The sequence below is a fragment of the Actinoplanes sp. HUAS TT8 genome, assembly GCF_051380535.1.
Lineage (GTDB): Bacteria > Actinomycetota > Actinomycetes > Mycobacteriales > Micromonosporaceae > Actinoplanes.
Genome location: NZ_CP195646.1, coordinates 9,797,878 through 9,816,251, shown reverse-complemented (window position 1 = coordinate 9,816,251; position 18,374 = coordinate 9,797,878). Strand labels below are relative to the sequence as shown.

General features: G+C 68.0%; 22 protein-coding genes. All 22 read right to left on the bottom strand.

All coding sequences use genetic code 11. The features are described from left to right. Positions 1-132: 132 nt before the first annotated feature. The 22 genes from ACSHV8_RS43735 to ACSHV8_RS43630 all read right to left on the bottom strand — a co-directional run bounded on the left by ACSHV8_RS43735 (position 133) and on the right by ACSHV8_RS43630 (position 18,138). Positions 133-1,218 carry an EscU/YscU/HrcU family type III secretion system export apparatus switch protein gene (locus ACSHV8_RS43735; RefSeq protein ID WP_436525990.1) on the bottom strand — a complete coding sequence of 362 codons (1,086 nt, stop codon included), beginning with the start codon at positions 1,216-1,218 and terminating at the stop codon, positions 133-135. Positions 1,219-1,231: 13 nt separating this feature from the next. Next, positions 1,232-1,996 (bottom strand): flagellar biosynthetic protein FliR, encoded by a 765-nt coding sequence (locus tag ACSHV8_RS43730; RefSeq protein WP_436525987.1) that lies wholly within the window; start codon positions 1,994-1,996, stop codon positions 1,232-1,234. Further along, positions 1,993-2,868, bottom strand: coding sequence for a flagellar type III secretion system pore protein FliP (gene fliP / locus ACSHV8_RS43725; RefSeq protein WP_436525985.1), 876 nt, complete (start codon positions 2,866-2,868; stop codon positions 1,993-1,995). The genes ACSHV8_RS43730 and fliP overlap by 4 nt, the downstream gene beginning before the upstream one ends. Before the next feature lie 4 nt (positions 2,869-2,872). After that, positions 2,873-3,313, bottom strand: coding sequence for a flagellar biosynthetic protein FliO (gene fliO / locus ACSHV8_RS43720; RefSeq protein ID WP_436525983.1), 441 nt, complete (start codon positions 3,311-3,313; stop codon positions 2,873-2,875). Positions 3,314-3,324: 11 nt separating this feature from the next. Beyond that, on the bottom strand, positions 3,325-4,092 hold the full coding sequence (gene fliN / locus ACSHV8_RS43715; protein WP_436525981.1) for a flagellar motor switch protein FliN: 768 nt from the start codon (positions 4,090-4,092) through the stop codon (positions 3,325-3,327). Next, entirely contained in the window at positions 4,089-5,039 is a 951-nt protein-coding gene (locus ACSHV8_RS43710) for a flagellar motor switch protein FliM (RefSeq protein ID WP_436525979.1), read from the bottom strand. The genes fliN and ACSHV8_RS43710 overlap by 4 nt, the downstream gene beginning before the upstream one ends. Before the next feature lie 113 nt (positions 5,040-5,152). Beyond that, positions 5,153-5,611: a flagellar basal body-associated FliL family protein gene (locus tag ACSHV8_RS43705; RefSeq protein ID WP_436525977.1), complete on the bottom strand. Its 459-nt coding sequence runs from the start codon at positions 5,609-5,611 to the stop codon at positions 5,153-5,155. 14 nt (positions 5,612-5,625) lie between these two features. Continuing rightward, positions 5,626-6,702 carry a flagellar motor protein MotB gene (locus ACSHV8_RS43700; RefSeq protein WP_436525975.1) on the bottom strand — a complete coding sequence of 359 codons (1,077 nt, stop codon included), beginning with the start codon at positions 6,700-6,702 and terminating at the stop codon, positions 5,626-5,628. Between the two features lie 5 nt (positions 6,703-6,707). Beyond that, positions 6,708-7,499 carry a flagellar motor protein gene (locus ACSHV8_RS43695; protein ID WP_436525973.1) on the bottom strand — a complete coding sequence of 264 codons (792 nt, stop codon included), beginning with the start codon at positions 7,497-7,499 and terminating at the stop codon, positions 6,708-6,710. Position 7,500: 1 nt separating this feature from the next. After that, a complete protein-coding gene (locus ACSHV8_RS43690) occupies positions 7,501-7,782 on the bottom strand; it encodes a flagellar FlbD family protein (RefSeq protein WP_436525971.1) in 282 nt (93 codons plus the stop codon). A 205-nt stretch (positions 7,783-7,987) separates the two neighbouring features. Further along, positions 7,988-9,262 (bottom strand): flagellar hook protein FlgE, encoded by a 1,275-nt coding sequence (locus tag ACSHV8_RS43685; protein ID WP_436525969.1) that lies wholly within the window; start codon positions 9,260-9,262, stop codon positions 7,988-7,990. A 51-nt stretch (positions 9,263-9,313) separates the two neighbouring features. Next, positions 9,314-9,760, bottom strand: coding sequence for a flagellar hook assembly protein FlgD (locus ACSHV8_RS43680; protein ID WP_436525967.1), 447 nt, complete (start codon positions 9,758-9,760; stop codon positions 9,314-9,316). A 156-nt stretch (positions 9,761-9,916) separates the two neighbouring features. Further along, positions 9,917-10,405 carry a hypothetical protein gene (locus ACSHV8_RS43675; RefSeq protein ID WP_436525965.1) on the bottom strand — a complete coding sequence of 163 codons (489 nt, stop codon included), beginning with the start codon at positions 10,403-10,405 and terminating at the stop codon, positions 9,917-9,919. Positions 10,406-10,412: 7 nt separating this feature from the next. Further along, positions 10,413-10,775 carry a response regulator gene (locus tag ACSHV8_RS43670; RefSeq protein WP_436525963.1) on the bottom strand — a complete coding sequence of 121 codons (363 nt, stop codon included), beginning with the start codon at positions 10,773-10,775 and terminating at the stop codon, positions 10,413-10,415. Further along, complete coding sequence (locus ACSHV8_RS43665; protein ID WP_436525961.1) at positions 10,772-11,257, bottom strand: chemotaxis protein CheX; 486 nt, start codon at positions 11,255-11,257, stop codon at positions 10,772-10,774. The genes ACSHV8_RS43670 and ACSHV8_RS43665 overlap by 4 nt, the downstream gene beginning before the upstream one ends. Beyond that, positions 11,254-11,649 carry a response regulator gene (locus tag ACSHV8_RS43660; RefSeq protein ID WP_436525959.1) on the bottom strand — a complete coding sequence of 132 codons (396 nt, stop codon included), beginning with the start codon at positions 11,647-11,649 and terminating at the stop codon, positions 11,254-11,256. Before ACSHV8_RS43660 ends, ACSHV8_RS43665 begins: the two co-directional genes overlap by 4 nt. Continuing rightward, positions 11,646-12,491: a CheR family methyltransferase gene (locus tag ACSHV8_RS43655; RefSeq protein WP_436525957.1), complete on the bottom strand. Its 846-nt coding sequence runs from the start codon at positions 12,489-12,491 to the stop codon at positions 11,646-11,648. The genes ACSHV8_RS43660 and ACSHV8_RS43655 overlap by 4 nt, the downstream gene beginning before the upstream one ends. Next, positions 12,488-13,660, bottom strand: a complete 1,173-nt coding sequence (locus ACSHV8_RS43650) for a protein-glutamate methylesterase/protein-glutamine glutaminase (RefSeq protein WP_436525955.1) — start codon at positions 13,658-13,660, stop codon at positions 12,488-12,490. The genes ACSHV8_RS43655 and ACSHV8_RS43650 overlap by 4 nt, the downstream gene beginning before the upstream one ends. 13 nt (positions 13,661-13,673) lie before the next feature. After that, positions 13,674-14,546, bottom strand: a complete 873-nt coding sequence (locus ACSHV8_RS43645; RefSeq protein ID WP_436525953.1) for a hypothetical protein — start codon at positions 14,544-14,546, stop codon at positions 13,674-13,676. Then, positions 14,546-14,983: a chemotaxis protein CheW gene (locus tag ACSHV8_RS43640; RefSeq protein WP_436525951.1), complete on the bottom strand. Its 438-nt coding sequence runs from the start codon at positions 14,981-14,983 to the stop codon at positions 14,546-14,548. The genes ACSHV8_RS43645 and ACSHV8_RS43640 overlap by 1 nt, the downstream gene beginning before the upstream one ends. A 1-nt stretch (position 14,984) precedes the next feature. Beyond that, entirely contained in the window at positions 14,985-17,336 is a 2,352-nt protein-coding gene (locus ACSHV8_RS43635; RefSeq protein ID WP_436525949.1) for a chemotaxis protein CheW, read from the bottom strand. 103 nt (positions 17,337-17,439) lie between these two features. After that, entirely contained in the window at positions 17,440-18,138 is a 699-nt protein-coding gene (locus ACSHV8_RS43630) for a response regulator transcription factor (protein ID WP_185038054.1), read from the bottom strand. Positions 18,139-18,374: the final 236 nt, after the last annotated feature.

Genomic DNA, 18,374 nt, shown 5'->3' with positions numbered 1-18,374 from the left:
TCGCCGTCACTGGGACCCCTGTGGCACCGCCACGCCCCGATCTTCCCTGCTTGCCGCCCGCGATGTGAGTAAATCTCCCGAATTTTCGGTTACGTCATGGCGGAACTGGGGTTGGAGTGGCGATCCCGATGCTCAGACGGTGGTGGGATTCGGGCTGCGGTGCAGGCCGGCCGCCGACCCCCGCGCCTTGAGGCTCATCACGAACGCCAGCACCCGGGCCACCGCCCCGAAGAACTCGGCCGGGATCTCCTGGCCGATCTCGCATCCCGAGTTGAGCGCCCGGGCCAGCGCGACGTCCTGCACCATCGGCACCCGGTTCTCGGTCGCCAGCTCGCGGATCTTGGCGGCCAGCGGGCCCTTGCCCTTGGCCACCACCCGCGGCGCGCCCTTCTCGGGCTCGTACCGGAGCGCGACCGCCACGTGCACCGGGTTGACCACCACGACGTCCGCGGTCGGCACGTCGGCCATCTGCCGATTCCGGGACATGGCCATCTGCCGGGCCCGGATCTGCGCCTTGATCAGCGGGTCGCCCTCGGTGTTCTTGTTCTCCTGCTTGACCTCTTCCTTGGTCATCCGCAGTTGCTTCTGGGTACGCCGGCGCACCACCAGGTAGTCCGCCCCGGCCATCGCGATACCGGCGATCGCGGCCGCCCGGATCAGCGCGATCACCGAGTCGGTGACGATCGCGAGCAGGGCGGTGAGCGGCAGCCGGCCCGCCTGCATCAGCTGCGGCACGATGCTCTTGAGGGTCATGTAGAGCACGGCCCCCAGCACCAGGGTCTTGAACAGGGACTTGGTGAGTTCCCAGAGCGCCTGCGGGCCGGCGATCTTCTTCAGGCCGCTGAACGGGTTGAGCCGGTTGAACTTGGGCACGAACAGCTTGGTCGCGACCCGGATGCCACCCTGCGCGCCGGCCGCCGCGACACCGACCGCCATCAGCGTGAACGCCAGTGGCGCGACCGCCCAGGCGGCGCCGAACAGACCCTCCTTGAACAGGACCAGGGTCTTGGCCGGATCCGGGTTCTGGATGACGTCCGGGACCTTGCCGATCAGTTCCTCGGCATGCTCCATCGCCTGCTTGAGGGTGCGCGGCAGCAGCACGCTGGCCGCGAGCATTCCGAACCAGGCGCCCAGATCGGGCGTACGCCCAATTTGCCCTTCTTGTTTGGCTTTTTTAAGCCTTTGCTGTGTCGGTTGTTCGGTTTTCTCGCCGGACAACTAACACCCCCTTTTAGCCGCCGCCGAGCTTGATGACGGCGGTGACCGCCCGCTCGACCAGGGTGTGCAGGATGCCCGGGAGCGTCGAGATGGCCAGGCCGGAGAGGGTGACCACCAGGAAGATCTTGACCGGGAAGCCCAGCTGGAACGCGTTGAGCGCCGGCGCCACCCGGTTGAGCAGGCCGAGCGCCACGTCGGCCAGGAAGAGCACGCAGATCAGCGGCCCGGCGATCTGCAGCGCGGACAGGAACATCTCGCCGATGCCGGAGACCAGCAGCCGGCTGAACGTCTCGAACGAGAACGTGGTGTTCAGCGGCAGGGTGCGGAAACTCTGCAGGAACCCGCGCAGGATCAGCTGATGCCCGTCGCTGGCGAAGAGCAGGGTGACCGCGACCAGGTTGTAGAAGCGCCCGAAGATCGAGCTCTGACTGAAACCCAGCGGGTCGTACGCGGTGGCCAGCGTGAACCCACCGAACAGGTCGAGCAGGTCACCGGCGGCCTGCAGCGCGGCGAACAGCAGCGCCGTGATGAAGCCCAGGCCGAACCCGATGAAGATCTGCATCCCGACCGCCAGCAGCAGCGCCGACGTCTCCAGCGAGGGCAGGGTGCCCCGCAGGTAGGGCGCCATCGGCAGCGCCATGGCCACCGAGAGCAGCGCTTTCACCGGCGTGGGGATCATCCGCGAGTTGAACGGCGGGCAGATCGCCATCCACGCGCCGGTCCGGCAGGCCCCCAGCATGATCGCCATCAGCTCGGCGATCGGGATGTCGAGGTTCATGTCTTGTACGAGCCGACCAGCGCCGTGATGATCAACCCCCACCCGTTGACCAGCACGAACAGCAGCAGCTTGAACGGCAGCGCGACGGTCACCGGAGGCAGCATCATCATGCCCAGCGACATCAGCGAGGCCGAGACGACCAGGTCGATGATCAGGAACGGGATGAAGATGACGAACCCGATGATGAACGCGGCCCGCAGCTCGGAGAGCACGAACGCGGGGACCAGCGTGGTCAGCGGCACCGCGTCCCGGTTGGCCGGCTGCTTCTCGCCGGACACCTTGATCAGCAGCGCCAGCTCGTCGTCCCGGGTGGTCTTCCACATGAACTCGCGCAGCGGCTTGATGCCGTCGTTGAACGCCTGCGACTGGGTCTTGTCGCCCTTCAGGTAGGGCTGCACGCCGACGTCGTTCATCTGCGAGACCGTCGGTCCCATGATGAAAAGGCTCAGGAACAGGGCCAGCCCGGCGATCACCTGGTTGGGCGGCAGCGTGGTCAGGCCCAGCGCGTTGCGGGTGATCCCGAGGACCATGAAGACCTTGGTGAAACACGTGCAGAGCAGCAGCAGCGCGGGCGCCACGGAGAGCAGCGTCAGACCGAGAACGATCACCAGGCTGGACGCCGGGCGGCTGCCGTCGGGGTTGGTGCCGTTGATGTTGAGGTTGATGCTCGGCGGCGACGTCGCCGGCGCCTTCGGCACCGGTCGCGGTGCTCGCGGCAGCTGTTTCGCCGCCGGCTCGGCCGGCGCCTCCGGCGCTTGCTGAGGTACGGCCATGGCCGCCGCCCCCGCCCCCGGTGGAGCCGCCGAAGCCGGAGCCGGCAGAGCCAGCGCCAGCCCCACCGTCGCGAACAGCAGCACTATCGCGCGTCGCATCACATCATCGCCTCGTAGTCCGCTCACGCAGGAACTCGAGAGTCGAGGTCCAGGTCTTGGGCGACAGGATCGAGCCGTGGTGGTGGTCCGGCCCGCCCGGCGCCGCCGGATGCCACCCGGGCAGGTCCCCTTTGCTGGTGAACACCTCGTCCGGCTCGATCACCAGGTGATCGCGGTACTCGTGCGGCTCGGCCACGAACACGTCCAGGTCGGCCTCGCCCAGGTAGCTGATCTGCTGGTCGGTGACCCCGAGGACCAGCGCCCGATCGGCCACCCGGACCACGGCCACCGCCGACCCCCGGCTCAGCTGCTGACGGTTGAGCACGGCCAGATGGCCGTGGCTGCTTCTTCCGAACGGGCGCCGCAGCGCCCAGGCCAGCCCCCACATCATCAGCAAGACGATGAACAGGGCCGAGCCGACCTGGAGGTAGGAAACCCCGGACAACGTCGTGACCCCTACTCGGCGCCGGGCGAGACGATCTCGGTGATCCGGATGCCGAAGTTCTCGTCGACCACGACGACCTCGCCGCGAGCGATGAGCCGGCCGTTGACCAGCAGGTCGGCCGGGCTTCCGGCGGCCCGGTCCAGTTCGACGATCGCCCCCGGGGTCAGCGACAGCAGTTCCCGCACGCTCATCCGGGTCCGGCCCAACTCGGCCGAGACCTCCATCTCCACGTCGTGCAGCATGTCCAGGCCGCTGGCGCGCCGGCCCACCACGGGCGCCTCGGTCCGCTGCGCCACTCCACCGCCGGTCGCGGCGGCCAGCAGCGGATCCTCGCCGGGCCACGGACTCAGCGAGAGGGCGAGCACCGCCCGTACGTCCTCGTCGTCGCGAAGTGGAATCGCGACCGAGCCCTCCTTGGCCGCCAGCGCGCTGAGCGCGACCTGCGGTTCCATCACCTGGCCGGGGTCGAGGACCACCGGCCCGAAGATCCGGGCGGCCGCCTCCAGGGCGGGCCGGACCGCCGCGGTCAGGTCGAGCTCGCCGAGCGGGCTCTCCTTGAGCGCGTCCGCGAGGTCCTGGCCGACCACCACGACCACCTCGCCGGTGGCCGGGCCGCTGAAACGCGCGGTGACCGCCTGGCCCTCGATCGCCGTCCCCGCGTCGGGAACCGTGGGATCGCCGGCGACCAGGGTATGGCTGGTCGGCAGCACGGCCAGCGCGGCGTCGGCCGCCTGGCGGGCGAGGGACAGCTGGGGCGCGGTGATGGTGGGGGCGGTCATGAGCGGCCAGACTCCTTGGACGAGTTCTCGTTGGGCGGCGGCACGACGAGACAGGCGAGCCGGGCGCCCTGATTGCCGGGAACGGCATGTGCGAAGACGATGTCGTTCACGGTCACCTCAAGCGGCCGGCTGGTCAGATGCCCCAGCGGCACGACGTCACCCGGACGTAGATCCACGATGTCATCGGTACGCATCCGAATGGGCTGGAATCGCACAGCCACGTCGATCGGAGCTGCGGAAAGTCCGGCCGTGAGGTTGCGCAGCGCCTTGTCCTTGGCCTGCCGCTCGGCCGCGCTGAGCACGACCGCCTCCTGCCGGGACAGCACCGGGAGGATCGTGTTGAACGGCAGGCAGAGCGTGGCGATGCACTCCTCGGCGCCGATCTTGGTCTCGAAGGAGGCCACCACGACCGCGTCGCCGGGCGCGTGCGCGCGCAGGAACTGCGCGTTGTACTCGATCTCCTTGAGGTGCGGCTGGATGTCGACGAGACTCTCGAAGCCGTACCTCAGCTCGCCCAGCATCCGCTCGATCAGCCCGCGCAGCAGAGGCATCTCCACCTCGGTCAGCGGCCGCTCCGGCTGGGAGCCGCCCGGACCGCCGAGCATGTGGTCGATCGCGGTCATCACCGCGGACTGCGCGATCTCCAGCAGGACCGTGCCGGGCAGCGGGTCGAGGGTGACCACCCCGATGATCGTGGGATTGGCCAGGGAAGCCACGTACTCGTCGTAGTTCAGCTGCTCGATCGAGATCAGCGAGACGTTGCTGACCGCGCGGAGGCGGGTGGTCAGCAACGTGCCGCAGCTGCGGGCGTAGGTCTCGAAGGCGATCTGCAGCGTGCGTACGTGTTCACGGGAGAGCTTGATCGGGCGGCGGAAGTCGTATGCCGTCGGCCCGGCACCGTGGCCACGGCGCGACATCTTGCCCGGGGTGCGTGCGGCAGTGGTCACGTCGTCCTGATCGGCGGGCTAAGCGAACCGCTGAGCCCCGGGGCCGTTTTCTGCCCTTAATACACGTCTGGGCGGGTCTCCCCGAAGAGACCCGCCCCGACTGCCACCAGCTGTTACTGGGTCACGAAGGAGGTGTAGTAGATGTCCATGACCTCCTGCTTCTTGTCCACCGTGTAGGCCTTGACCAGCTTGGCGACCACTTCTTCCTTGATCTTCGTCCGGCCCTCCTCGGTGGAGAGGTCGGCCACCTTCTTGCCGGTGTACTCGTCGATCAGGATCTCGTAGGCCTCGTTCAGGTCGACCGCCTCGGTACCGGTGTCCTTGGTCTGCACCAGGGCAAAGCCGAGCTTCAGGTAGTGCCCGTCGGCCAGGTTCACCGTGATGGTGTTGTCGGCCGCGGTCACGATGCCCTTCACCGGTGCCTTGGCCGTGGCCGAGTCGCTCTTCAGCATGAAGAACGCCCCGGCCCCGCCGCCGCCCAGAACCACCAGGGCGAGAGCAATGACGATCATCATCATCTTGTTCGACTTCTTCGGCGCCGCTTCCGCGGTCGTGTCCTTCTCGTCAGCCATCAGAATCCCCCCAGTCAGTTCTTGGTGTCAGCGACGTTGGTCGAGTAGTTGCTGTTGGTCGTGTCCGTGCTGGTCGTGTCCGTCGTGCCGGCCGCGTTGTTCGCCTCGACCGTCTTGGCCGCGGCCTCGGCGGCCGCCTTGGCCTGCGCACTGGTCTGGCCGGAGTGCAGCTTGCTGTCCGTGCCGGCCGCGTCGGGCAGCAGCGCCGCCTGGTCGGCCGTGAGCATGGTCAGCACGACCACGTCGACACGACGGTTCATCGTGATCGAGCGCGGGTCCTTCGGGTCGATCAGCGGCTTGGTGTCCGAGAAGCCGACCGCGCTGAGCCGCTTCTTCGGGATGCCGTGACCGGTGAAGTAGCGGACCGTGGTCGAGGCCCGCGCCGCGGAGAGCTCCCAGCCGCTCGGGTAGTACTTGGTCTTCGAGTTGAGCTGGTTGGTGTTGCCGTCCACCTCGATGTTGTTCGGCAGCTTGGCCAGCGTCGGAGCGATCGCGTTGAGGATCTTCTCGCCGGTCGGGCGCAGGTCGGCCCGGTCGCCGTCGAAGACGACCTCGTTCGTCACCACGGTGATGACCAGCCCCCGCTGGTCGATCGTGAACTTCACGTTGTTCAGCAGCTTCACGGCGGACAGCGCATCCGAGATCTTGTTCTCGATCTCCTTCATGTTCTCCGCCTCCTTCGCTGCCTTGTCGGCGTTCGCGGACGCCTTCTTGCGGTCCTCGGCCTGCACGGCCCGGTCGACCGCGGCCTTCTGCTTCTGGTTCAGGCCCTCGGTGCCGGACGCGCCGTCACCGGGGTTGGAGCCCGGGTCGATCTGCACGATCTGAGCGTTGTTCGAAGCGCCGTCCAGCGGGGCGTAGCTTCCGCTGAACGCCGCGCTCTTGGAGCCGAAGCCCGCCGACAGACCCTGAGCGAGCTGGGCGAACTTCTTCTGGTTGATGTCACTCATCGAGAAGAGCACCACGAAGAGGACGAACAGCAGGGTGAGCATGTCGGCGTACGACACGAGCCAGCGCTCGTGGTTGACGTGCTCCTCGTGCTCCTCATGGCCTTTCTTCTTGCGCTTGGCGCCCCCGCCACCGGAACTCATTTAGATCAGGCCGCCTTCTTCGAGGAGGCCATGGCCTCAGCCTTCTTCATCTCGTCCGGCGGGAGCAGGCTCCGCAGCTTCTGGGCGACCAGACGCGGGTTGGAGCCGGCCTGGATCGCCAGGACACCGTCGATCACCAGTTCCATCTCCTCGGCCTCGACCGCGCTGAGCCGCGTCAGTCGAGCCGCCATCGGGAGCCAGATGATGTTGGCGCTGAGCACGCCCCACAGGGTGGCGACGAACGCCGCGGAGATCGAGTGGCCCAGCGTCTCGGGCTTGTCGAGGTTCTCCAGAACGTGCACCAGACCCATGACCGTGCCGATGATGCCGATCGTCGGGGCGTAACCGCCCATGTTCTCGAAGAACTTCTTGGCCGCGTTGTCGGCCTTCTTCTTGGCCGCGACCTCGGCGTGCAGGATGTCGTGCAGCTCGTCCGGGTCGGTGCCGTCGATCGCCAGCTGCAGACCGCGCTTGAGGAACGGGTGCTCGACCGTCTTGACCGCGTCCTCAAGGGCCAGCAGGCCCTCGCGGCGGGCCCGCTCGGCCAGCTTCACGACGTTGTCGAGCAGCTGGGTGGGCGGCGTCACCTTGGCGGTGAAGGCCTTCTTCAGCACTCCGACGAACCCGGTCGCGTCCTTGAGAACACCACCGGCCATGGCGGCGGCGAACGCGCCACCGAACACCAGGAGCATCGACGGGATCAGGAGGATGGAGGACGGCGAGCCGCCCTCCAGGATCTGGACGGTGAAGACGATCACCAGTCCGGCGACCACTCCGACAATGGTTGAGATGTCCATGTCAGCGTTCCTTCCGGTGCAGCGGGAGCACCTTGGCGTCGAGCTCGTCGTCGGACGAGGCAGGGGCGGCAGCCACGGGCTCGGGCTCCATGCGGCTTGCTTGGGCGATAAGCGAGGCGCGGTAGTGGCGCACTGAGTCGATGAACTCGGGTACCGACTCGGAGATGACGTACTTGGTGCCGTCCACCAGGGTGACGACCGTGTCGGGCGTGCAGTCCACACGCTCGACCAGGTCCGGGTTCAGAGCGAACACGGCACCGTTGATTCGAGTTACGAGGATCAAGACTGTTCCGTCCTTGGGTCGTCCTTGGCTGGTGTCGGGCCCTCCGTGGCCCTACGCCTAGTACTTCGGCCCGATCCCGGTTGCCGATGAGATCGAGCCGGTCGCTATCCGGGTGCGAGCTGCCGGGATCCGGCGCTCACACAACGGCGGCCGGGGCGGGCGCGAACGCCTGCCCCGGCCGCCGGCCGAGAGACTGCTGCTACTGCTAGCGCTTCATGCTGACGAGCTCCTGGAGGATCTCGTCCGAGGTCGTGATGATCTTCGAGTTGGCCTGGAAACCGCGCTGGGCCACGACCAGGTTGGTGAACTCCTGGGCGAGGTCGACGTTCGACATCTCCAGCGCGCCACTGATGACCTGGCCCATGCCGGCACTGGCGGGCTGGCCCACCTGGGCGTACCCGGAGTTCACGGTGCTGCGGAACGTCGAGTTGCCGACCTTCTCCAGGCCTTCGGGGTTCTTGAAGGTGGCCATGGCGACCTGGCCGAGCGTCTGCTTCAAGCCGTTGCTGTAGACACCGGTGATCTCACCGGTGTCCGAGACGGTGTAGGCGAGCGACGTCAGCGCGCCGGCCGTCTGGCCGTCGGTGCTGAAGACCCGGGCGTCGGACTGCCCGGAGTACATGGTTATGTCGGCCATGTTGACCTTGTAGTCCCCGACCTGCATGTTGCCGTCCTTGTCGAGCTCACCGGTGGCCGGTGAGTCGGTGGCGCTGACGATCGCCTTGCCGCTGGTCAGGTCGAGCTCACCGGTGGCCCCGGAGATCGCGTTCCCGTCCTCGTCGTAGAGGGCGACGTCCCACGTGGTGTCCGGCACGTCACCGGTGCTCCGGTTCGGGTCGATGGTCCGGGTGAACTTGGCGGTCACCGTGTGCGTGGCGCCCTCCTTGTCGAACACCTTGACCGGGATCGACACCACGTCCTCGGTGGCCAGCTTGTTCTCCGGGAAGTCGCTGGTCAGGTTGCCCTTGAGGGTGATCGTGGTGGTCGCCGCGGGCGGGATGGTCGCGCCCAGCGGCATCTTGATGTCGCCGGGCTGGCCACCGGCGTTGACCTTGCCGTCGACCGCGGTCCAGCCCTGGACCGGCTGGCCGGTCGAGGTGACGAGCGTGCCGTTGGCGTCGAAGCTGAACGAGCCGGCCCGGGTGTACATCTGCTCGTTGCCCTGGCGGGTGATGAAGAAGCCGTCGCCCTGGATCATCATGTCGCCGGACTTGCCGGTGGTCTGCGCCGATCCCTGGCTGAAGTTGGAGTTGATGCCGGAGACCCGGACACCGAGGCCGACCTGGGACGGGTTCGTACCGCCCATGTTGTTCTGGGGCGAGCCGGCGGCGCCGACCATCTGGCTCAGGGTGTCCTGGAACTCGACCGACTGCGTCTTGTAACCCACCGTGTTGACGTTCGCGATGTTGTTACCGGTGACGTCGATCATCTGCTGGTGCGCGTGCAGGCCACTGATACCGGAGTAGAGAGAACGCAGCATTAAAGATCGTCCTTAGGAATCGAAAGCGGATTTACGAAAGGGGCGGTCTTATCAAGCGGTCTGCTGAATCTCCGTGACCTTGGACAGCTCTACATCCGTGTTCCCGACCTTGAGGGTCGGTTCGCTGTCCCCGTTGAGCTTTGCCGCGGACACCACACCGGTCTGGGTCGCACCGGTCGCGTCCTGGAATGTCACCGTCTTGCCGACCATCTGCGCCGCGCTCGTCATGCGCTGCGACTTCATCATGTTGATCATGTCTTCCAGCTTCTCGACCTGCGTGAACTGCGCGGTCTGGGCGAGGAACTGGGTCGAGTCGGCCGGGTTGGACGGGTCCTGGTACTTGAGCTGGGCCACCAACAACTTCATGAAGGTGTCCTTGTCCCCCAGGTCCTTGTCCTTGGCCTGCCGCTTCGCGGCTTCGGCCTTCAGCGCTGCGGCGGTCTGTGCGGCTTCGGAAGAGGCGCCGGTGGCGCCGAATCCAGAGGTCGGCGAGGTCATTGACTTCTCCTGTCCCTTGGCAAGCTCAACACCATCTTCGGCCCGCCCCCGGATTTGCTTAGGCCCCAAAAAAAATCGCGGGCCCACCTATTCGGTGGGCCCGCTACAGGAGATCTTCAGTTTTTCCGCGCTCGCGGGCGCGGCCCGGCCGCGGCCTCAGGGCGCCAGCGAGAGGCTGAGCTTGCCCTTGCCGTACCGGCTGACCTCGCACATCAGGTCCAGTCGCCGGCCCAGCGCGAGCAGCACCGCGCGGGCGTCGCTCGGCAGCTCCATGCCCGGGTAGATCACCTGGTAGAGCTTGACGTGCGGCGCACCCTCCTTGTTGAGGAGGCTGGTGAAGATGTTGCACAGCTCGAAGACGTTCTCCGCCAGGTTCGGGAAGAGCTGCTTCTCGTCGATGCTGTCCTCGGCGGCACCGGCCGGCAGCAAGCCGAGCGCGGCGCCGGCGTTCGCCGCCAGACTCAGCTGCAGACCCATGGCCGCGTAGATCTTCTGGCCGGCGTCCGTGAAGATCGCGACCGTGGCGGTCCGGACCTCTTCCGCGCTGAGCGGGTCGCCGGGGCTGACGATGACCTCACGACCGAGAAGGTCCTCGAACAGATTTCGTACGGCTAGAGAGCCGGGAAGAACCGAGACGTCTGACATGTCGCAATCATCCCAAAATAGGAGCGAAGACTTCGTCGAATCGCTCAGCGGTAAAGGGCTTGACGATGAAGAAGGCCGAACCCGAGGCTTCGGCGGCGGTCTTCATCTCGGGCGTGCACTCGGAGGTGACAAAACCGAACTTGACGTTGTTGCCCGCGGCCCGGAGCTGCCGCAGCACCTCGATACCGGTCATACCGGGCATGTTCCAGTCCGAGATGACCAGGTCCGGGTGTTCCGCCGTGGTCTTGTCGAAGGCCTCCTGGCCATCCGCGGCCTCGACCAGGTCGTGGTCGCCGAACCCGGCCTGCCGCAGGGTACGAACGACGATCTGCCGCATCACCCGGCTGTCATCGGCGATGAGGATCTTCATGCACCCTCCTCCTTCGTGTCTGTGCTGCTCTGCCACATCGAAATGGACACCGGCTCGCCTTCCCAGAGTCCATAGACGCCGCTGATGCGTTCGGTGTTCGGATAACGCGCCGAGCTCTCCGGCGCGAGCACTACCTGCGGGAGTGACAGTTGAGCGCCCGGCGGGAGCATCGCCTTCACGTTGCCGCCGACGATGTTCGCCAACTCACCGAGCGTGTCGGAGATGTCCTCCTCACTGACCTCCTCCAGTTCCATGGCCAGGAACGCGGCCGCGGCGCGCTGGGCGGCGGCCCGGGAGGACGCGTACACGATGTGCCCGCTCCACGATCCGGTGATCGACACCGAGGAGTGCACCTCGGAGGGCTGGTTCTCGTCGTACGTCTGCATCAGTGGGCTCACGCCCTCCGGGTCCAGGTACGCCTCCCACACCTGTTCCACCATCTCAGCGAGGTCGTTCTCGTCCACCTCGACTTCGACACTCATGAGTTCGCTCCGGTCGGCACGAGGCCCAGAAGGGCCAGCTTCTCGATCATGGCGCCCTCGGTGAAGGGCTTGATCACATATTCGTGGGCACCCGCGGCGAGCGCCCGGACGATCTGGCTCTGTTCGCTCTCGGTGGTGACCATGACCAGGGTCATCTCACGCAACCGCGGGTCCGAACGGACCTTCACCACGAACTCGAGCCCGTTCATGTTGGGCATGTTCCAGTCGATGAGGGCCAGTTCCGGCACCTCGGTCATGTCGGCCAGCAGATCGAGCGCTTCCTTGCCGTCGCCGGCCTCCACCGCCTCGAAGCTGAGCTTCGTGACGATGCGTTTGAGGATCATGCGCATCGCGCGCGAGTCGTCGATCACCATGGCGCGCATCGGCGTCATCCCCTTCTCCCGGCGCCCGCGGGCACCGCGCTACGGATTCGGTACGCGGAGGTGCGGCCTGCGGCCACCCGCTCGTAGTTGTCGTCGATACCGATCGTCGTCTCGGCGGCGCCCAGGAACAGCCAGCCGTCGGGGCGCAGGATCTTGGCGGCGTTCTGCAGTACCTGCCGCTTGGTCGCGACGTCGAAATAGATCAGGACATTGCGCAGGAAGATCACGTCGAACGGCTGCATCGGCGGGAACGGCGCGGTCAGGCTCATGTGCTTGAACGAGACGTTCCGGCGCAGCGCCGGGATGATCCGCCAGTGGGCGCCCGCCCGTTCGAAGTACTGGACCAGCTGGGTGGCGGGCAGCCCCCGGTTGACCTCGACCTGGCTGTACTCGGCCTTCTCGGCCCGCTCGACCATCGCGGTGGAGATGTCGGTGCCCTGGATCTCGAACGACCAGCCCGCGGGCAGCGACTCCTGCAGCGTGATGGCCAGGCTGTACGCCTCCTGCCCGCTCGAACTGGCGGCCGACCAGAAGCGGAGTTTCCGCACGCTGGCCCGCGACTTCACGAGCTCCGGCAGGACCACGTCGGTGAGCGCGGCGAACGGCTCCCGGTCCCGGAAGAAGGACGTCTCGTTCGTGGTCAGCGCATCAATGATCTTGCGCTGGAACTGCGGGTTGGGCCGCTTCTGCAGGTCGTTGATGAAGTCGTTGACGTTGGCCGCCCCGACCGCCCGGGCGACCGGGATCAGCCGGGCCTCGACCAGGTACTCCTTGCCGGCGGCGAGCACGATCGACGCCTCCCGCCGCACCAGGTTCGCGACGAACGTGAACTCCGCCTGGGACAGGGTCATCGCGCCACCGCCGCGGAGCGGCCCACCCGGACCCGCGTGAGCAGGGCGGCCGCGATCCGGTCGAGAGGCAGAACCTCGTCCGCCAGCCCCGCGCCGACCACGGCGCCGGGCATGCCCCAGACCACCGAACTCGCCTCGTCCTGGGCCAGAATCTCGCAGCCCGCGTCGCGTAGCACTTTCGCACCACCCCGTCCGTCTTGTCCCATCCCAGTGAGCACCGTCGCGAAGGCGGTGCCGCCGTACAGCGCCGCCACCGACCGGAACATCACGTCCACGGCGGGCCGGCACGAGTTCTCTTGCGGCGCGTTGCTGAGCTGAGTCAGCGTCGACGTGCCCTTGCGGTTGAAGACCAGGTGCCGGTCGCCCGGGGCGATGTAGACCGTGCCCGCGGCGAGTTCCATCCCGTCGCCGGCCTCGACCACCTTCAGCGGGGTGCTGCGATCGAGCCGCTCGGCGAACATCTTGGTGAAGACCGGCGGCATGTGCTGCGTGATCACCACCGGTACCGGCAGATCCGCCGGCAGGCCGAGCAGCACCTTGGTCAGCGCGTCCGGGCCGCCGGTGGAGGAGCCGATGGCCAGGATGTCGATCCGGCCCCCGGCCGCGCGGCGGGGAGCAGCCGGACGACCCGCGGGCGGCGGCGGACCGGCCGCGGCGGGCCGGGCCGCGCTCGTCGGCGGCAGACCGGGCCGGGCCGGAGCGGCGCCCGGACGGACACCGGCCGCCGGGGCCGGGCCCCGCGCCGGTGCACCGGCCGGCGGGCGGCGACGACCGCCGAGCGCCTGGATCTTCGGCACGAGCTGGTCCCGTACGGCCTGGATCGACTCCTTCACCGAGCCCACGTTGCTGGGCTTGGTGACGTAGTCGGTCGCCCCCGCGGAGAGGGCCTCCAGGGTCGCGGTGGCGCCGGCCGCGGACAGCGTGCTGAACATGATCACCGGCAGCTGCGTATGCCGTTTCCGGAGTTCACGGACGGCTTCGATGCCGTCCATCTCCGGCATCTCGATGTCCATGGTGATCACGTCGGGCTTGAGTTGGTCGATTTTGGCCTGCGCGAGCAGGCCGTTCGACGCGGTGCCGACCACCTGGATGCCCGGCGCCTCCCCGAGAGCGTCGACGATCAGCCGACGGACCACCACGGAATCGTCGACGACGAGAACCGAGATCATTCGACCACTCCCTTCAACCGAGCCAGGCCGGACCGAGCGCCGCGACGACCGGTGCGAGCAGCCGGTGCGCCGTTGCGGTGTCCAGCAGATCGCGGACCACCAGCGCCTGAACGGCGCCGCTGAGCATGTTCCAGACCCCACCGGCCCGATCGGCCAGCGAGATTCCGGCCGTGTCGACCGCCTGTACCAGCAGCATCTGCGCCGCGGCGGCGGTCCGGACCCGATCCGAGAGGTACGCCGCCCAGGACGCCGAGTGCACGGCGGGCGACCATCCGGCGGTGTTGCGCCGGGCGTCGTCGGCGGCCGTCGCGACCCGCTCCCGATCCTCCGGTCGCAGCGTGCGCAACCGGTCGAGCAGGGCGGAGACGGTGTAGTGGTGCGGGCCGAGATCGATCGGCGCACCGGCCGGCAGCTTCTTCACGGCGGCCACCCAGCCGGCCCCGAGCCGTCGCCGGGTGTCGTCGTCCAGAACCTCACGCAGGTACGTGGCGACCGCCGCGTCACAGAGCAGCGCGGTCGCGGCCGCCGCCTCCTCGGTCTGCCGCGCGTCCCGGCCCGTGCCCTCCCAGGTCCACGACATGACGTCGTACCGGAGACAGGTGAGCAGCGAGTCGACCGATCCGATCGGCGCGCGTTCGACCAGGGCGAGGTTTCCGGCCGGATCATCCTTGGACATGCCCTTGAGGTTGGGCATCCGGCGGGCGGCGCTCTCCACCTCGACCCAGAGCGGGCCCCGGACACCCTCGTCCGGGAGCCGCTCGGCGAGCACGGGCAGGTCGTCACGCTGCAGGCGCAGGGCGCGCAGCAACACCTCGGCGGCCGACGACCCACCCGGCAGGCGAGTCAGGTCGAAGCCCAGGACGGGGGCGCTGACCAGGCTGTACATCAGATCGTCGCGCGGTACGTGTCGACCGCCTGATTGACGTCGAGGGCCAGCATCAGGCGCCCGTCCAGCTTGAACGTGCCCACTACCAACTCCCGGGTGGGGCCGCTCAGCGTGTCCGGCGGCGGTTCGAACGTCTCGTCGTCCAGATCGACCACCTCGCCGATCTTGTCGACCAGCAGGCTCACCGGTTCGCCGTCACCCCGCAGGATCACGTTCATCACCGGGCCGGTGAGGGCCTGCCGGGCCAGCCCGAGCTGCACCCGCAGGTCGACCGCCGCGATCACCTGACCGCGGAGGTTGAACAGGCCGCCGACGGCCGACGGGGCCAGCGGCACCGGGGTGTACTCGTTGTACGAGAGCACCTCCTGCACCGTGTGCACCTCGACGCCGAAGAGCTGGCCGTCCACCTCGAAGGTGGCGAACTGGCGACTCGCCATGTCAGACCTCCACCAGCATCTCGTCGCCGGCATCGCTGTAGAAGTTCGGATCCGCGGCGAGGATCGCCCGGCGAACGTCGAGCAGTTCGGTCACCCGCTGCTGGATCACCGCGGTGCCGACCAGGCCGTCCTCGTCGGCGTCCCGGCGGGCCGTCGTCGAGTTCTCCGCGATGTCCACGATCCGGTCGACCACCAGCGCCACGCTTCGTCCGCCCTCGCTGTAGACGACGACCGACACGGTCTCGCCCTCCGGCTCCTCGCCGTACGCCCCGAGCAGATGCGACAACCGCACCAGCGGCAGGATCTGCCCGCGGTACTGGACCACCTCGCGGGATCCGGCGTGTTCGAGCCGATCGCGCGGGAACTCCTCGAGCCGGGTGACGGTGTCGAGCGGGATCGCCACGCGGCGTTCGCCGACCGCGGTGACCAGCAGACGCTCGGTCCCCCCGCCGCCCTGCGTGCGCTTCTCGATGACGTTCTCCCGCTCCGAGTCCACGGCCAGGTGCGAACGGCGGGCCAGCGACGACACGTCCAGGATCAGGCCGACCTTGCCGTCGCCGAGGATGGTGGCTCCGGCGTACATCCCGATGTCCTTGAGCCGCGAGTTGAGCGCCTTGACGACGACCTCCTCGGTGTTCAGCACCCGGTCCACGACCAGGCCGAACCGTCGGCCGTCGGCCTGCAGCACCATGATGTAGACGCCCTGGTCCCCGCCGATCTCGAAGCCGAGCGCCCGGTCCAGCCGGACGAGCGGGAGCAGCTTTCCGCGCAGGCGGTAGACGGGCGCGCCCGAGGCGTACTCGACCTTGGTCGCCTTGCCGTCCACGAAGACCAGTTCGAGCACCGCGACCTGGGGAACCACGTACCGCTGGTCGCCGCAGTCGACGGTGAGGGCCTGGATGATGGCCAGGGTCAGCGGGATGGTGAGCCGCCAGACCGTGCCCTCGCCGACCGTCGAGTCGACGCTGACCGCGCCGCCGATGCTCTCGATGTTGGTCTTGACCACGTCCATGCCGACGCCGCGGCCGGACACGTTGGTGACCTTGGCCGCGGTGGAGAAGCCGGGCTGGAAGACCATCGCCATGATGTCGCGCTTGTCCATGTTGGGAATCTGCTCCGGGCGGAGCAGTCCGTTCTCCACGGCCTTCTGCGCGATCCGTTCGACGTTCAGGCCGGCGCCGTCGTCGGCCACCTCGACCGCCACGTGCCCGCCCTCGTGATAGGCGCGCAGGGTCAGCGTGCCCACGGGTCCCTTGCCGCTGGCGGCCCGGCGTTCCGGGTCCTCGATGCCGTGGTCGACCGCGTTGCGCACCAGGTGGGTCAGCGGGTCCTTGACCGCTTCGAGCAGGCTTCGGTCGAGTTCGGTCTCCTTGCCCTGCATGACCAGCTCGACCTGTTTGCCGAGCGAGTTGCTCAGGTCCCGGACGACTCGGGGCAGCTTGGACCAGATGTGCTCGATGGGCTGCATCCGGGTCTTCATGATGCCCTCTTGCAGCTCACTGGTGATCATGCCGAGCCGCTGGGCGCTGCGGACCAGGCCGGAGTCGCCGATCTCCATCACGCCGCGGACCAGCTGGTTACGGGCCAGCACCAGCTCGCCGACCATGTTCAGCAGGGTGTCCAGCAGGTCCACGTCGACCCGGATCGCGCTGTCGGCGATGCTCCGCTTGGGCGCCTGCGACTGCAGGGCCTCGTTGACCGCGGCCGGCTGGGTCTTCCCCTCGTCGAGCAGGATCGTGCCGAGCTTGCGTTCGTCGCCCTCGATCTGCTGCTGCAGGGCCGAGCTGACGTCGGCCGGCTGGGCGGCGCCGGCGTCGACCAGGATCTGGCCGATCGGCTGCCGCTGCTCGGCGACCGGTTCGGGGGCCGGGCGGGTGGCCGCGGGCGCGTCCTCGACCGTCACCGGGGTCTCGGCCGCGGCGGCCGGAGCGGGCGCGGCCGCCGGAGCCGCGGCAGCCCCGTCCGTGGGCGCGTCCATCTGGGCCTTGATCCGGACGATCATGCTGTCGACGTCGACCTCGTCCTCGGTGCCCTTCTCCTCGATGGAGGCGAGCAGCGAGCGGACTCCGTCGATGCAGAGCAGCAGCACGGTGATGGTGTCCGGGGTGACCGGCTGGACGCCGTCACGCAGCCGGGACAGCAGGGACTCGCCGGCGTGGGCCAGCTTCTCCAGCCGGGAGAACGCCAGGAACCCGCTCGTGCCCTTGATCGTGTGGATCGCCCGGAAGATGCGGGAGATCAGGTCACGCGAGTCCGGTTCCTGCTCAAGGCTCACGAGGTCCCGGTCGATCTGGTCCAGGTTCTCGTGGGACTCCATCAGGAATTCGCCGACGATCTCACCAAGGTCTTCCACGTCAACTCCTCCTGCTCGGCTTCACAGCCCTCATCGACCCTCGCGGGCGCCAACTGAGAAGACTCGCCCGATACGCCTCATCTGTCGGGTGTCCCCGAAAAGATCAGGCCTCTCCACCCGGGCGGCGGTAGCGATATCCGAATCCACGAACCGACTCGATGGGCGACTCGTCCGGATCGGACCAGCCGAGCTTGCGCCGCAGCCGCAGCACCGCGAACTTGACCCGCTCCTGGCCGATGCCGGTCGGGTCGTCCCAGGCCTGGGTCAGCAGCTGGTTGGGCGAAAGCACCGCCCCGGCGTGCCGGACCAGTGCGTTGAGGAGGCGGAACTCGGTCGGCGTGAGCCGCTTCTCCTCACCCTTGACGTAGACCCGGCGCTTGGTCGGATCCAGATGCACCAGGCCGTCGTCGTAGATCTGGCTGGCCCAACTGTTCTGCCCGCTCGACGAGCGCCGCAGCAGGGCCTCGACCCGGGCCAGCAGTTCGTTGTTGGCGAACGGCTTGGTCAGGTAGTCGTCGGCGCCGCCGCGCAGGCCGCGCACCTTCTCCGCCTCCTGGCCGTGCGCGGTGAGCACCAGCACCGGCACGTCCGAGACGTCCCGGAGCCGCTCCAGCACCTGCCAGCCGTCCATCTCGGGCAGGCCCACGTCCAGCACCACCAGGTCGGGGTGCTCGGCGTAGGCCTCCTTCAAGCCGGAACGGCCGTCCGCGGCATGGGCCACCTCGTACCCGGCGCGGCTGAACAACAGCCGCAGGGCGAGTGCGATGTCCGGGTCGTCCTCGACCACGAGTAGGCGACTCATCGTGTGTTCACCCTGCCCCCAACCCGCGCTCGCACCCGTTTTCGGGCACGGCCGATCCCCGGGCCCTGGAGGGCCGGGAATTCGGTGTCTTGCCTGGCACCGCTCACACGACCGCGAGCGGGATATTCAAAGGCGCAAAGACACCATAGCGTGATGTCACCGCCTATTTACGGACAGTGACAGTTTAGCGGGCAAAGGACCGGCACACGGCCCGGTCTTCGAGGAACCGGCCGACC

What these genes read in the sequence shown, in the direction of transcription:
- ACSHV8_RS43730 (WP_436525987.1), bottom strand. Translation starts at nt 1,996, where the DNA reads ATGAACCTCGACATCCCGATCGCCGAGCTGATGGCGATCATGCTGGGG.
- fliP (WP_436525985.1), bottom strand. Translation starts at nt 2,868, where the DNA reads ATGCGACGCGCGATAGTGCTGCTGTTCGCGACGGTGGGGCTGGCGCTG.
- fliN (WP_436525981.1), bottom strand. Translation starts at nt 4,092, where the DNA reads ATGACCGCCCCCACCATCACCGCGCCCCAGCTGTCCCTCGCCCGCCAG.
- ACSHV8_RS43705 (WP_436525977.1), bottom strand. Translation starts at nt 5,611, where the DNA reads ATGGCTGACGAGAAGGACACGACCGCGGAAGCGGCGCCGAAGAAGTCG.
- ACSHV8_RS43700 (WP_436525975.1), bottom strand. Translation starts at nt 6,702, where the DNA reads ATGAGTTCCGGTGGCGGGGGCGCCAAGCGCAAGAAGAAAGGCCATGAG.
- ACSHV8_RS43695 (WP_436525973.1), bottom strand. Translation starts at nt 7,499, where the DNA reads ATGGACATCTCAACCATTGTCGGAGTGGTCGCCGGACTGGTGATCGTC.
- ACSHV8_RS43685 (WP_436525969.1), bottom strand. Translation starts at nt 9,262, where the DNA reads ATGCTGCGTTCTCTCTACTCCGGTATCAGTGGCCTGCACGCGCACCAG.
- ACSHV8_RS43680 (WP_436525967.1), bottom strand. Translation starts at nt 9,760, where the DNA reads ATGACCTCGCCGACCTCTGGATTCGGCGCCACCGGCGCCTCTTCCGAA.
- ACSHV8_RS43675 (WP_436525965.1), bottom strand. Translation starts at nt 10,405, where the DNA reads ATGTCAGACGTCTCGGTTCTTCCCGGCTCTCTAGCCGTACGAAATCTG.
- ACSHV8_RS43670 (WP_436525963.1), bottom strand. Translation starts at nt 10,775, where the DNA reads ATGAAGATCCTCATCGCCGATGACAGCCGGGTGATGCGGCAGATCGTC.
- ACSHV8_RS43665 (WP_436525961.1), bottom strand. Translation starts at nt 11,257, where the DNA reads ATGAGTGTCGAAGTCGAGGTGGACGAGAACGACCTCGCTGAGATGGTG.
- ACSHV8_RS43660 (WP_436525959.1), bottom strand. Translation starts at nt 11,649, where the DNA reads ATGACGCCGATGCGCGCCATGGTGATCGACGACTCGCGCGCGATGCGC.
- ACSHV8_RS43655 (WP_436525957.1), bottom strand. Translation starts at nt 12,491, where the DNA reads ATGACCCTGTCCCAGGCGGAGTTCACGTTCGTCGCGAACCTGGTGCGG.
- ACSHV8_RS43650 (WP_436525955.1), bottom strand. Translation starts at nt 13,660, where the DNA reads ATGATCTCGGTTCTCGTCGTCGACGATTCCGTGGTGGTCCGTCGGCTG.
- ACSHV8_RS43645 (WP_436525953.1), bottom strand. Translation starts at nt 14,546, where the DNA reads ATGTACAGCCTGGTCAGCGCCCCCGTCCTGGGCTTCGACCTGACTCGC.
- ACSHV8_RS43640 (WP_436525951.1), bottom strand. Translation starts at nt 14,983, where the DNA reads ATGGCGAGTCGCCAGTTCGCCACCTTCGAGGTGGACGGCCAGCTCTTC.
- ACSHV8_RS43630 (WP_185038054.1), bottom strand. Translation starts at nt 18,138, where the DNA reads ATGAGTCGCCTACTCGTGGTCGAGGACGACCCGGACATCGCACTCGCC.